This is a genomic window from Winogradskyella damuponensis (assembly GCF_039538385.1).
Lineage (GTDB): Bacteria > Bacteroidota > Bacteroidia > Flavobacteriales > Flavobacteriaceae > Winogradskyella > Winogradskyella damuponensis.
The window spans coordinates 344239-359301 of the sequence record NZ_BAABCB010000030.1; the positions used below are offsets into that span (position 1 = coordinate 344239).

The 15063-nt window shown below is 34.7% G+C and carries 10 protein-coding genes; 6 read left to right on the forward strand and 4 right to left on the reverse strand.

What is annotated here, in order from left to right:
* Positions 1-6: 6 nt before the first annotated feature.
* The 6 genes from bamH (at position 7) to ABD730_RS16725 (ending at position 10290) form a co-directional block, all read left to right on the forward strand.
* The gene (bamH, locus tag ABD730_RS16700; protein ID WP_344716052.1) at positions 7-1728 is read left to right on the forward strand and encodes a BamH family beta-barrel-assembly machinery protein; all 1722 of its coding nucleotides are present in this window, start codon (positions 7-9) and stop codon (positions 1726-1728) included.
* A 9-nt stretch (positions 1729-1737) separates the two neighbouring features.
* The gene (glmS, locus tag ABD730_RS16705) at positions 1738-3585 is read left to right on the forward strand and encodes a glutamine--fructose-6-phosphate transaminase (isomerizing) (RefSeq protein ID WP_215926768.1); all 1848 of its coding nucleotides are present in this window, start codon (positions 1738-1740) and stop codon (positions 3583-3585) included.
* A gap of 173 nt (positions 3586-3758) precedes the next feature.
* Entirely contained in the window at positions 3759-6584 is a 2826-nt protein-coding gene (locus ABD730_RS16710; protein WP_334465889.1) for a TonB-dependent receptor domain-containing protein, read from the forward strand.
* A 21-nt stretch (positions 6585-6605) separates the two neighbouring features.
* Positions 6606-8237, forward strand: a complete 1632-nt coding sequence (locus ABD730_RS16715) for an SGNH/GDSL hydrolase family protein (RefSeq protein WP_344716053.1) — start codon at positions 6606-6608, stop codon at positions 8235-8237.
* 192 nt (positions 8238-8429) lie between these two features.
* Positions 8430-9938, forward strand: a complete 1509-nt coding sequence (gene atpD / locus ABD730_RS16720) for a F0F1 ATP synthase subunit beta (RefSeq protein WP_334465894.1) — start codon at positions 8430-8432, stop codon at positions 9936-9938.
* 76 nt (positions 9939-10014) lie between these two features.
* Positions 10015-10290: a F0F1 ATP synthase subunit delta/epsilon gene (locus tag ABD730_RS16725; RefSeq protein WP_115815700.1), complete on the forward strand. Its 276-nt coding sequence runs from the start codon at positions 10015-10017 to the stop codon at positions 10288-10290.
* A 73-nt stretch (positions 10291-10363) separates the two neighbouring features.
* On the opposite strand, the gene ABD730_RS16730 is transcribed toward ABD730_RS16725, so the two are convergent.
* From ABD730_RS16730 to ABD730_RS16745, 4 genes are all read right to left on the reverse strand, one after another.
* The gene (locus ABD730_RS16730; protein ID WP_334465903.1) at positions 10364-11131 is read right to left on the reverse strand and encodes an XRE family transcriptional regulator; all 768 of its coding nucleotides are present in this window, start codon (positions 11129-11131) and stop codon (positions 10364-10366) included.
* A gap of 151 nt (positions 11132-11282) precedes the next feature.
* Positions 11283-11726, reverse strand: coding sequence for a LexA family protein (locus tag ABD730_RS16735; protein WP_092446327.1), 444 nt, complete (start codon positions 11724-11726; stop codon positions 11283-11285).
* Positions 11727-11812: 86 nt separating this feature from the next.
* Positions 11813-13069, reverse strand: coding sequence for a Y-family DNA polymerase (locus ABD730_RS16740; RefSeq protein WP_344716054.1), 1257 nt, complete (start codon positions 13067-13069; stop codon positions 11813-11815).
* Positions 13070-13221: 152 nt separating this feature from the next.
* Positions 13222-15018: a M61 family metallopeptidase gene (locus tag ABD730_RS16745; protein WP_344716055.1), complete on the reverse strand. Its 1797-nt coding sequence runs from the start codon at positions 15016-15018 to the stop codon at positions 13222-13224.
* Between the last annotated feature and the right edge of the window lie 45 nt (positions 15019-15063).

Genomic DNA, 15063 nt, shown 5'->3' on the forward strand with positions numbered 1-15063 from the left:
CCACCTATGAAAAAAAATAGAACTGCCCTACAAATCATAGCATTTACTTTAATAGCCATAACTTTTATTGCTTGCGATAAAGACTATGCCAATCTAGAATCTGATGTTATAAACAACGATGTTGCTACGAATTTTGATATTCTTTCTAAACAATACGATGTTATTACTAAAACTAAAGCTTTTGATCCTATACTAAACCCTGTTCAAACAAATAATCTTGGTCTTAGTACTTTAGGTGTTTATGATGATATCTATGGCAGAACCACATCCAGTTTTGTAACACAACTTACAACTAGCACTTATGATCCAAATTTTGGTGATGATGTGCAAATAGATTCTGTAGTCGTAACCATCCCTTATTACAGTACAGTTACTGGTGTTGATGATGATGGCAATACAACTTACGAGATAGATTCTGTAATCTCTAAAGGAGATAGTTATAAGAGCATTGTACTAAGAATCTTTGAAAACAACTATTTTATTAGAGATTTTGATCCTAATGCTGGCTTTAATGAAAATCAAGCTTATTTTTCTAATAAATCGGCTTCTGCTTCAGAAATGATAACAAATTTAGAAGGAGAAGAACTCACTTTTGTTGATTACGATGATGCAACAGGGACTGATATGACTGTCGTTAGTAATGTTATAGATATAAATAACAATGGGCATGTGTTAAAAGACGTCAACAATTTAGATGACAATGGAAACAAACCTATACTATTTAGTCAAGCTCCAGCTATAAGAGTAATGTTAGAACCTACATTTTGGCAAAACAAAATCATAGACAAAGAAGGAGATATTGACCTAAGTAATCAAAACAATTTCCTAGAATATTTTAGAGGACTTTATTTTAAAGCAGAAGCTTACAATGATGATGGTAGCTTCCTCATTCTAGACACAAATAATGACAGTGCAAATGTCACAATATATTATAACCGACTGACACCATCTACTTCAGATGATGCTGACGAGAGAGACACAGCTGCATTTGTCCTCAATTTTGGTCCAAATAAAATTAATTTCTTAGAAACCGATTTCACTGTTAATGAAGAAGAATCTGATACAGGAGATAGTAAACTATATTTAAAAGGCGGACAAGGCTCTGTTGCCAAAATAAAACTTTTTGATGGTTTTTACGATGAAGAGGCTGGCATTACTAATTTTGAAAAATTTAGAGATGAGTTTGTTAATTTAGAAGATGGTGAGTTTGAGAGTTCTAAACGTTTGGTTAACGAGGCTAATCTTGTTTTCTATGTAGATAGAGACCTATTAGATTCTGCAAATGAAGACCCAAACAACGAACCTAATCGCCTATATTTGTATGACATAGATAATAAAACACCTTTAGTCGATTATTATTTAGATGCTACCAATACTAACTTACCTTCGTTTTCGAAATATAATCACCTTGGTGCTTTAGAACGTGTAGATGAAGATGACCCAAGTAGCAAAGGTGTTAAATACAAATTAAAAATCACAGAGCATATCAATAATTTATTACTACGAGACTCTACCAATGTTGAACTTGGCTTAGCCGTTTCTCTAAATATTAATTTAGAAGATCCTAGCTTAGGTTTCACACAAAGTAAAGTACAAGGTTCTGATGAATTAGCTGTTCCTGTAAGTTCTGTATTAACACCAAGAGGTACCATATTACATGGTAACAACAGTGAAAATGAAGATAAAAAAGTGTATTTAGAAATCTATTACACAGAACCAAATAACTAAAAATAACCTATGTGCGGAATTGTTGGATACATTGGCCATCGAGAGGCTTATCCTATTGTAATTAAAGGACTTCAAAGATTAGAATATCGTGGCTACGATAGTGCTGGTATTGCATTATATGACGGCAATGCTATTAAGCTTTCTAAAACCAAAGGAAAAGTTTCTGACCTTAAAAATAAAATGGAAAGTGAAATTTCTACTGATGGAACTTTAGGTATTGGTCATACACGTTGGGCAACACATGGTGTGCCAAATGATGTAAATTCTCATCCACATTACTCTAATTCTGGAAATTTAGTTATAATCCATAACGGAATTATTGAAAATTACGATTCATTAAAAAAAGAATTAATAAAACGTGGTTATACGTTTCAATCAGATACAGATACAGAAGTATTAGTTAATCTTATTGAAGATGTACAAAAAAGCGAAAATCTTAAACTTGGTAAAGCGGTTCAAATAGCCTTAAACCAAGCCGTAGGAGCATATGCTATTGCTGTTTTTGACAAAAACAAGCCTAATGAAATTGTTGTAGCCAAACTTGGTAGCCCATTGGCTATAGGTATTGGTGATGATGAGTTTTTCATAGCAAGTGACGCCTCTCCATTTATAGAATATACCAAAAATGCTATTTATCTTGAAGATGAAGAAATGGCAATTATCAGAAGAGGTAAAAATATAAAAGTTAGAAAAATTAAAAATGATGCTCTCGTAGACCCTTACATACAAGAACTTCAGCTTAATCTAGAGCAAATAGAAAAAGGTGGTTATGACCACTTTATGCTTAAGGAAATTTATGAGCAACCAAGCGCTATTTTAGACACCTTTAGAGGTCGCCTATTAAGCAACGAGGCTATTATTAAAATGGCAGGTGTAGAAGATAATATGAAAAAGTTCTTAGCAGCTGACCGTATTATAATTGTTGCCTGTGGTACATCTTGGCACGCTGGTTTAGTTGCAGAATATATTTTTGAAGATTTAGCCAGAATACCTGTAGAAGTAGAATACGCTTCAGAGTTCAGATACAGAAACCCTGTAATAACTGAAAAAGATATTGTTATTGCTATTTCTCAATCTGGTGAAACAGCAGATACGCTAGCAGCCATAAAATTAGCAAAATCTAAAGGTGCATTTGTTTTTGGTGTTTGTAATGTTGTAGGCTCTACAATCGCAAGAGAAACAGACGCAGGAGCATATACACATGCTGGCCCAGAAATTGGAGTGGCATCTACAAAAGCATTTACAACTCAAATTACAGTATTAACTTTAATAGCATTGCGTTTAGCAAGAGCCAAAGGGACAATGTCTAGTTCAGAATTTAGACAACACCTTATTGAGCTAGAAACTATTCCAAGCAAAGTTGAAGAAGCTTTAAAATCTGACGCTTATGTACAAACTGTAGCTGAAATTTATAAAGACTCTAAAAACTGTTTGTATTTAGGTCGTGGATATAATTTCCCAGTGGCTTTAGAAGGCGCTTTAAAATTAAAAGAAATTTCCTATATACACGCAGAAGGCTATCCTGCGGCAGAAATGAAACATGGACCAATTGCTTTAATAGATGAACAAATGCCTGTATTTGTTATTGCAACCAAAATGGGACATTATGAAAAGGTAGTTAGCAACATCCAAGAAATTAAATCTAGAAAAGGTAAAATTATTGGTATCGTTACAAAAGGAGATAAAAGTGTCAAGGAATTAGCAGATCACGTTATCGAAGTTCCAGAAACATTAGAGTGTCTTACACCTTTATTAACAACCATACCATTACAATTATTATCTTATCATATTGCTGTAATGTTAGACAAAAACGTCGATCAGCCTAGAAACTTAGCGAAATCCGTTACTGTAGAGTAACCAAATCGATTATTAATATATAATTTATAAAGCCTAAAATTGAGAATTTTTCAATTTTTAGGCTTTATTTTTTTCAAAATATGCTATGCGCGCATAATTTTATGAGAATTTCTTATTGAATTTTCATATATTTAGTTAAATTGCTCATCTAACAAATTAACTAATTCTCTAAAATGAAGACAATCTTAAAGCTTTTCACGATGCTTTTTTGCGTAGTATCCTTTGCACAAACCACAGTTAAAGGTAAAATTATTGACAATACAGGACTTCCCTTACCTGGCGCAAATATTGTTATAGTAGGTACTAGTTCTGGTACAGTTTCCGATTTTGACGGTAACTATACTTTATCTGTAGATCAAGAACCTCCGTTTTCAATCCGTATAAGTTATACTGGCTTTGAAACAAAAACTATTGAAGTAACAACAAAAAACCAAACCGTAGATGTTACATTAAATGAAGGTAACTCACTTGATGAAGTAGTTATCTCTGCATCTCGTACTCCGGAAAGAATTTTTGAATCTCCTGTTACTGTAGAACGTTTTGGATTAAAAGAAATTAAAAACACGGCTTCTGCTGATTTTTATGGTGGTTTAGAAAACCTTAAAGGTGTAGACGTTAATACAAATAGTTTAACCTTTAAATCTGTTAACACCAGAGGTTTTGCAACATTTGCAAATACGAGATTTGTACAACTTGTTGATGGTATGGATAACTCTGCACCTGCTCTAAACTTTCCATTAGGAAACTTGTTAGGTATGACCGAAACAGATGTCTTAAGTGTGGAGCTTTTACCTGGTGCATCTTCTGCACTATATGGTGCCAATGCTTTTAACGGTATCTTATTTATGAGAAGTAAAAGCCCTTTTGATCACCAAGGAATTAGTGGCTATATAAAAAGAGGTATCACTTCTCAAGAAGCTGCTGGCGATAATGAATACACTGATTTAGGTATTAGAATGGCATACAAGTTTAGCGATAAATTTGCTGCTAAAGTAAACTTTGGGTATTTAAAAGGTACCGATTGGTATGCTACGAATTACGACGACAAAAACATGAATGGCGGAACACGAGAATCTAACGTAAATTATGATGGAGTTAATGTATATGGAGACAACGTAACAATTAACATAAAAGATGCAGCACCTGCAAGTATTCAAGGAATTATACCAGATGTTAACGTAAGTAGAACAGGATATAAAGAAGTCGATTTAACCGATTATAATGCAGAAAGCATAAAAGCAGATTGGGGATTATACTTCCGTCCGTGGGAAAATGATTTTGAAATTCAGTATGTAGGTAAAATAGGATCAGGATCTACAATCTACCAAGGTGCACAACGCTACAGAATAGACAACTTCTTTTTACAACAACACAAATTAGAAATTAAAAATGATGATTTCTTTGTAAGAGGTTATATAACGGCAGATAAAGCAGGTGACACTTATGTTATGGATGTTGCTGGTCCAAATTTATTACAAGCTTGGAAATCTCATCAAGATTGGTTTGGACAATATATTCAAACGTTTGCAGGCGCTACTCTTGGAGGTGCTACCGAAGCAGAAGCTCACGCTGCAGCAAGACAAGTGGCAGAAACAGGTCGATTAGTTCCTGGTACTCCAGAATTCCAAAACGCTTTTGATCAAGTAACAAGTGAAACCAATTTTTTAACTGGATCTGCATTTAAAGATGAATCTAAAATTTATCATGCTGATGCAAATTATAACTTCGGAGAAAAAATAAAGTTTGCTGAGATACAAATTGGTGGTTCGCATAGAACCTACCGATTAAATTCTTTTGGAACCATTTATGCAGATGCTAATGATCCTATTACATATTCTGAATTAGGTATTTATACACAATTACAAAAATCTGTAGCATTAAATGAAGATTTAGAATTAAAACTAACAGGTTCTGTTCGTTACGATAAATCTGAATTATTTGATGGGTTTTTATCACCAAGAATCTCTGCTGGTTTAACTGTTAACGAAAACCACAACTTTAGAGCTTCTTTTCAATCTGGATTTAGAAACCCAGACACACAATCATTATACATTGGTTTACAAACTGGATTAGGAACACTTGTTGGTGGTGCATCTGATATTGGAGATCGCTACCAAAGAGATCATGCTGTAAGTTCTTTTGCACAAAACAACTTAGGGCAACCTTCAACAATAACTCAAACTGCCGATGCTGCATATAGCAATTCTTTATTTGCTTCTATTGCTGGAGATTTATCTAATCACGATTCAAGTTCTAATGGAAGTAACTATGTCGCTAATTCTAATTATGTAAAACCAGAACAAGTAAGCTCATTTGAAGTAGGCTATAGAGGTAAGTTTAATCATTTTATTATTGATGCTTCAGCTTACTACAGTTCTTATAAAGATTTCTTAGCAAATGAAAACGTGGCAGCACCTCTATACGGAGATATATCAAACTTTGATTTAACAGGTTATGACCCAAGCAACCCAGCATCTGTTGCTGGATTAAACTCAGATACACAGCAAATTCTTGCCGCTTTAAACAATGGTGATTATGTTGGATACCAGACATACACCAACTCAGAAGAAAAAGTAAACTCTTATGGTGCAGCTGTTCAAGTTTCAACCAAAGTGTTTAACGGTTTTGATCTAAGCGCAAATTACACCTATGCTAAAATGGATTTTGATGTTAAAGGAAACCCTGATTTCAGAACTAACTTTAATACACCTGAACACAAGGTAAAAGCAACTTTTGGTAAAACAGAATTGTTTAAAAACTTTGGCTTTAACGTTTCTTGGAGATGGAGCGACAACTATTTCTGGGAAGCCTCTTTTGGAGATGGAGAAGTACCTGCATTTCATGTACTTGATGCACAAATTAATTATAGAGTTACAAGCTTAAAATCTACGTTTAAATTAGGTGCTACTAACCTATTACAAGACGAGTACTTCACAGCATTTGGTACTGGATTTATAGGATCTCAGTATTATGTGTCTTGGACCATTAACAATTTATAATAACGGAAAAAGAAAATAAAAATGAGAAAAATTAAATATATAGCGCTTTCATTACTAACATTAGGTATGCTAGCCTGCGAGAATGATCTCGTTCAAGACTTAAGAGATACAAAAAACAACAATGAAGAACCATTACCTGAATTAGTAGCAGGCACTGCAGACTTTTCAAAATATGTAGCTGTTGGCGCATCGTTTACTGCTGGATTTTCAGATAATGCTTTATTTATAGCAACACAAGAAAATTCCTTTCCTAACCTATTATCAATGAAATTTGCAATGTTAGGAAGCGGAAACTTTACACAACCTTTAATGGAAGATAATATAGGTGGCCTTCTGTTTAACGGTGCCCCAGATCCTTCTGGAGCATTTGGACCAAGATTGTTTTTTGATGGTTCAGGACCTGCAGGTTTACCAGCAACACAAACAACTGAAGCGACAACAGTTTTAAGTGGTCCTTTTAATAATATAGGTGTTCCTGGCGCAAAAAGCATACATTTAGGTGTTAATGGTTACGGATTCGGAAATCCTTATTTTGGAAGGATGGCTTCTAATCCAATGGCTTCTATGCTAGAAGATGCCGTTGCACAAAACCCAACGTTTTTTACGCTTTCAGAAATAGGAGGAAATGATGTATTATCTTATGCAACTTCAGGAGGAAGTGGTGTAGATCAAACTGGAAACTATGATCCTACAACTTATGGGAATAATGATATTACTGACCCAGTAGTGTTTGCTAGTGCTTTTGGCGCCTCTGTTGATGCCTTGGTCGCAAATGGTGCAAAAGGTGTGGTAACTAACGTACCATATATTACAAGCTTAGCACACTTTACGACAGTGCCTCATAACCCACTAGATCCAACTAATCCCGATTTTGGACCTCAAATTCCTTTATTAAATTCAATTTTTGGAGCCTTAAACCCAATTTTTGAAGCTGTAGATCCTAATAGAACTATTGTTTTTTCTGAAACTGAAGCTAGTGCTGTTGTTATAAGAGATGAAACTTTAGCAAATATTTCAACAACAATTATAGACGCTTTAAATGCTAGTCCTACATTCCCTGCTTTTATTGCTCAATTTGGATTACCTGAAACAGCAGCGCCTTTAGTCGCTAATTTATTAGGAAATACTTATGGACAAACAAGACAAGCAAACGCGAACGATTTATTTGTATTACCTAGTAGCTCAATTATTGGAACTGTAAATGAAGCTTATGCTAACGCTTTAGAAGCACAACAATTACCTGCTGCACTTGCTGCTCAATTTGCAACAGAAGGTATTACACTACCATTAGAAGACAAATGGGTATTACTTCCTAGCGAACAAACGGCAATAAGAAATGCTACAGACGCATACAACCTTACAATAGAATCTATTGCTACTGAAAATGGTTTAGCATTGGTTAATTTTAAAGATATTCTTATAGAAGCAGCTACAACTGGACTTACTTCAGGAAACTTTACTCTAAATACAAATTTAGTAACAGGAGGATTAATAAGTTTGGATGGAGTACATCTTACCTCTAGAGGATATGCAGTTATGGCTAACGAAATGATGAGAGCTATAGATGAAACCTACGGTTCAAACTTTGAAGCTTCAGGTAATTTTTACGATTGTGGAAACTATCCAACAAATTATCCTGTTACACTTCAATAAAATAGATTAAAACACACTTAAAAAACACCTTCATAATGAAGGTGTTTTTTTATGCTCAAAAACCTTAAAAAATAGATTCCGTATTTAAAATAAAACTATATCTTTGCAGCGCGAAAAACGCAGGTACTCAACTTGTTTGAAAAAACTGTTTTTTTTAGATTTAAATTATTGCAAAACAAAAATATATAAGTAATGTCAAAAGTTACAGGTAAAGTTGCACAGATTGTAGGCCCAGTTATCGATGTTGAATTCGCTGCTGGTTCAGAGCTTCCAAAGATTTATGATTCATTAGAAATCAACAAAAAAGATGGTTCAAAATTAGTATTAGAGGTACAATCTCACATTGGTGAAGATACCGTACGTACTATTGCTATGGACTCATCAGATGGTTTAAGTAGAGGAACAGAAGTTCACGCAACTGGTGCTCCAATCCAAATGCCAATAGGCGAAGATGTTTACGGACGTCTTTTTAACGTTATTGGTGATGCTATTGATGGATTAGGAAATTTACCTAAAGCTGGTGATGCTGGTTTACCTATTCACAGACAAGCTCCAAAATTCGAAGATTTATCAACATCTACGGAAGTTTTATTTACTGGTATTAAAGTAATCGATTTAATTGAGCCTTACGCAAAGGGTGGTAAAATTGGTTTATTTGGTGGTGCTGGTGTTGGTAAAACAGTATTAATCCAAGAGTTGATTAACAATATTGCAAAAGGTCACGGTGGACTTTCTGTATTCGCAGGTGTTGGTGAAAGAACACGTGAAGGAAACGATTTACTTCGTGAGATGTTAGAGTCAGGTATTATCAAATATGGTGATGACTTTATGCATTCTATGGAAGAAGGAGGATGGGATTTATCTAAAGTTGATAAATCTGGAATGAAAGAATCTAAAGCGACTTTCGTATTCGGACAAATGAATGAGCCTCCTGGAGCTCGTGCTCGTGTAGCACTTTCAGGATTAACTATAGCAGAATATTTCCGTGATGGTGCTGGTGAAGGACAAGGAAAAGATGTATTATTTTTCGTAGATAACATCTTCCGTTTTACACAAGCGGGTTCTGAGGTATCTGCATTATTAGGTCGTATGCCTTCTGCGGTAGGTTACCAACCAACATTAGCAACCGAAATGGGTGCGATGCAAGAACGTATTACATCAACAAAAAGAGGATCTATTACATCTGTACAAGCGGTTTACGTACCTGCAGATGATTTAACGGATCCAGCTCCAGCAACAACCTTTGCACACTTAGATGCAACAACAGTATTATCTCGTAAAATTGCAGAGTTAGGTATTTATCCTGCAGTAGATCCATTAGATTCTACGTCAAGAATTTTAACGGCTGATATTTTAGGTGATGAACACTATGCTTGTGCTCAACGTGTAAAAGAGTTATTACAACGTTATAAAGAATTACAAGATATTATTGCCATCTTAGGTATGGAAGAATTATCTGAAGAAGATAAAATGGCTGTAGGTAGAGCTAGACGTGTACAACGTTTCTTATCACAACCGTTCCACGTAGCTGAGCAATTTACAGGTATTCCTGGTGTATTAGTAGACATTAAAGAAACTATTAAAGGGTTTAACCTAATTATGGATGGTGAATTAGATCACTTACCTGAAGCGGCATTTAACCTTAAAGGTTCTATTGAAGAAGCTATTGAAGCAGGAGAGAAAATGTTAGCTGAAGCATAAATTAGTAAGCAGTACTCAGTGCGCAGTCCTAAATATGACTGCAAACTGCCAACTGCCTATTGCAAACTAAAAGAATATGTACTTAGAAATTGTATCACCAGAAGCCACATTATTTAGCGGAGAAGTTACTTCAGTAACAGTTCCCGGAGTAAATGGTGAGTTTGAAATGTTAACCAATCACGCACCTATTGTTTCTATTCTTAAAGAAGGACATGTAAAAGTTGCTGGTAACGTTCAATTAGAAGAAGAAGTTGAAGCAAAATTCACTAAATCTGATAAAGGCGTTTGGTTAGCAATCAATTCTGGAACACTTGAAATGAAAGATAATAAGCTAATTATTTTAGCAGATTAATCCAATCATTATATAAATAAAAAGCGCGAAATGAAACATTTCGCGCTTTTTTTTATGTCTAATCCGTAAAATATCACATACGTTTTACAGCTTCCAACTCTACTTTCAATTCTTGAAAGAGCATCATAATACTGCTTAATTTCAATTCTTTTTCATCGTATTCTTGAGTATTAATGCAACAGGTAAATTCCCAAATCTCTAAAATATTTTCACGTGCAATCAAATAAGGTTGATACGTTTTATTATCTGAGCTTAATAATAAATTTGAAGCATCACCTTCTGGAATATAAACTCGCTTATACACCAAACCATCATCCTTAGTTAATATAATATACGTGCGTCCGCTTTTAACATCCATAATATCGTCCACAAACTTTGCCACTATAAACGCACCATCTTTTACAGGTAACATAGAATCTCCTTTAATAGGAAATGCACGATGTGTCCCTGTTGGCAAAAATGGTAACTTAATTTTTTGAAGCTGCTCTATATATTCTGGATCATCATAACCAGACAAATAACCTGCAGATGCTTTTGCTGGTATAATCTCAATTAAATCCTCATTATCTTCGTTTACAGTTACAGGAAATAATACACGCTTGTTCCCAACTTCAATAAACGATGTGTCTTTTGCTTTACGCAAATCGTTTTTAACCAAAATATCAATAGGAATATCAAAGAAGTTAGACAGGTCTATTAAACGGTCTATTGGCGGCTCAGAGCGCCCTTCTTCATAAGACCCCACAACAGAGCGTGTCCAGTTAAGTTCGTCCGCAAAACGTTCCTGAGACAGCTTCTTTAGCGTGCGCAAATGTTTTATATTGGCCTGAATGGGCTTCATTAATTTTTAGTTTTAATATTAATTACTACAAAAATAAGCAATAAAAACTACATATAATAGCCAATTTTAAAAACCAATACAACATCTTAGCAATACAGTTAAAACCGCAATGCTTTACATATAAAACTAAAGTTAAAGGATTGAGGGATTATTAATAAACCTTTTTTATTACGTTGGTTACTATTCCCCAAATCACAAAATTATTATCTTCTGTGATTTTTATAATAGGATAGTTTGGATTTTCGGGCTGCAACCACACCTCTCCGTTAGAAACTCTAAGGCGTTTTACAGTAAATTCACCATCTAGAAAACATACTGCTATTTTATTATTTGCAGGTTCTAGGCTCCTGTCTATAACTAATAAATCATTATCATCTAAACCTGCACCAATCATAGATTGCCCACTTACTTTAGCGTAAAATGTAGCTTCCTTATTTTTAACTAACTCATCATCTAAAGACAAACGTTGCTCTTTAAAATCTTCTGCTGGAGATGGAAAACCTGCAGAAATTCCTGTATCAAAAAAATTAGTACCAGCTCCTTCAATGGCTTCTGGCATAAAAAACGTTAGATGTTGTGACTTATACGTTATCATATTTTAATTTTATTTGTCTTTATAAGAAACTTTTAAATGTGGTCTTAACCTTTTAGATTTTACTTCGCTAATAGCTATACATAAGACTACTTAACAACAATTATATCATTAATATTAGTAGTATATCTTGGAGATAATCGTTCTTGACGCATTTTCCAAGTACGTTCTAAATCTTGATTTCCTAATTTTATTTTATTGCCTTTATACTTCCTATTTATAACATCTATTGCAGACATTAAAGGTTTATGCTTAGGATCTTCTTTATGAAACAAATCTAACTGAAAATTATCTGTAGGCACCAAACCGGTAACAATAACTCCTGCTCTTTTGTATTTTATCCCCTTTTTATAAATCGATTTTACTGCATTTACAGCTTGTGTGCTAATTAACAAGGAAGAATCTGTAGGAAACGGAAAACTAACCATTGTACTAACCTTATGCTGTTCTAAATCTTTTTTATGCCTATCACTACTTAGCATAACAATAATCATGTGGCAACTAGAGTTTTGCTTACGTAATTTCTCTGCGCAACTTGTTGCAAAGGTAGAAATTCGTTCTTTTATATTATCGATATCAGAATAGGTATATTCAAAACTTCGTGTGGTAGCAATAGCGCGTTTTGTGGTTGGCTCATCTAAAGTAATTTTAGAAACCCCTTCTAAGTCCTTTTTAAGTTTCCACTCGGTAATAGAAAATGTTTGTCGGACCCAATCATCAGATAACTGTGTAAAATCATAAGCTGTATGGCATCCTTTTGCTTTTAAGCGTTTTTGCAAACCACGACCTATTCCCCAAACGTCTTCAATCTTAATCCATTTTAAGGCTTTAATTCGAGATGCTTCGGATGCTATAACATAAACGCCTTTAGTTTCTTTAGGAAACTTACGTGCAATTTTATTGGCAACTTTACTTAATGCTTTTGTAGGAGCAACACCTACACAAGTAGGAATACCGGTCCACTTTAAAATCCGTGTTCTTATTTGACCGCCGTAAGCTTCTAAATTATAATTTTCAAAACCTTTAAACTGAAGAAAAGCCTCGTCTATACTATAGATTTCAACATCTGGAGTAAACTGCTCTAGTATGCGCATTACACGACTACTCATATCGCCATATAACGGATAATTAGATGAAAACACTTTAATATTATGAGCTTTACAAAAGCTTTCCCATTTAAAAATTGGAGCTCCCATAGGCAAACCAACAGCCTTAGCTTCATCACTGCGCGCAATAACACAACCATCATTATTACTTAAAATAGCAATAGGTTGATGACGCAAATTAGGGTTAAAAACCCGCTCACAAGAGGCATAAAAATTATTACAATCTACTAAGGCATACATAATGTAAAAATACAAAAAGACCTTACAGGTTTTTAAAATCTGTAAGGTCTAGTTTAAAATTTATTATAAAATATTATTTAAACGCCTTTAAATACTTGTCATTTTCCTTTGATCTTCTTTCTTCTGCTTAACCAAATAAGACGTCGCTAGAATTACTTAGCACCCAACCAAGCGTCACGATTTGCTTTAGCCGCTTCAGATAAATCATCTAAACTTGAAATAGCATAAGACGTATCGGCATCTAAAGTTAGTTTTACAGTGCGTTGTTTTCCGAAACGCTCATAAACCACATCAACAGTTTGATTCGGTTTTACTGTACCTAAAATTTTATTTAAGTCTGATGTTTCATTGATATCAACACCATCTATTTTAAGCAATTTATCTCCTTTTTCAAGTCCTGCGTTATAAGCTCCAGAACCGACCATTGTATTACTCGTTATCACTTGGTTTTTTAAACGCAATCCAAAAGCAGGCTGCTCCGTGTTTTGTTTTAATTGCACACCAACCGTTTTAAACAAGCTTTCAAAATCGGGCATGTCGCTTTTGTAGATATAATTGTTGAAAAAAGCATCACCAAAGTCAGCACCTGCATAAGCCTTTAACGTTTGCTGTAAATCAGCAATGGTATAATAGGTTTCCGTTTTTCCGTAGGTGTTCCAAACCAATGCCATATAATCGTCTAGATTCAGGTTTTCTGCCCTAAGCGATAAATCTAAAGCCAAACCTAGCATACTGCCATACGAATAATAGGAAATAAAAGTATTGCCACGATTGATATCATCTACAGAACGTGCCGCATCTACAAACGGAGCTTGATAGCTCATCTCAATAGGATTAAAAAACTGTCGTCCTGGTGAATTCCAAACGTAATTAAACGTTCCTGTCAGCCCTTTTATATAATCTTCCTGTGCTATAAGTCCGGCTCTAGTTAAAGTTAAATCGTCATAATAACTGGTAAACCCTTCAGCAAACCAAAGCTCGCCACTCATGTTAGCGGCTTCAAAATTAAAAGGCTCTAAACTTTGTGGTCGTATACGTTCTACATTCCAGCAATGAAAAAATTCATGACTAACAGTACCAATATTACGATCTGCTCCATCGGCTAGACTTCGTGTACTGGTGACAATGGTAGAGTTTCGATGTTCCATACCATCACCTGTGGCATTAGGAATATAACAGCCTAAAAACGTATATTCTCCGTAATCAAAAGTTGGTAATTCGCCAAAAACAGCTTTCTGTTGTAAGATTGTTTTTTTGACCTTTTCAAAATAATCATCAAATTCCGCTACGGTTCCATTATGGTGCAATGCAAAATTGATCTTCTGACCATCTACCTCAAACGAACGTAACATATGATCACTAATTTCCGTTGGACTATCCATAAAATACTGTAAGTTTTCAGCGGAATACCTGTTGCCTTCTACGAGCTTTAACTGCGTTGCAATTTTCCAGTTTAAGTCTTTGCGAGGTTTAAATTCAATGTTGAAGGTGTCGTTTTCCAAACTCGGAGCATACATAAAGGTCGCTGGCATATTAAGATGGGCATGCGTTTCATCAACTTGTGCGTAGGTGCCATCTCCATGATTGGCGTATAAAGTATAATTGACTATGATAGTGCCATCATGATTATTCACAGTCCAAGAATACGGATCGGGACGTGTTGTTTCTAAAACATTACCCTTCCCATCTGTAACCTTTACGTTATAAACATTCTTAGCAAATTCGTGAATAGCATAACGTCCTGGTGAGCTTCTAGACATTCTAAATTCAGCTTCACCTGATTTTAAACCTTTAAAAGTGGCCGTGATTTCAGCTTCATGATGTGCTGCATTTTCAAACGAAATGGTATAGCTTGAACTTCCTGTAGTTGTTAATTCTGTTACCGGATTTTTGTCTTCCTTGCAATTCACTAAACATAAAAAAGACAGTAATAAAATTAGGCTTCGCATCTATTCAATTTTTTAGACACCCAAGATACTAATTTTTAAAACCTT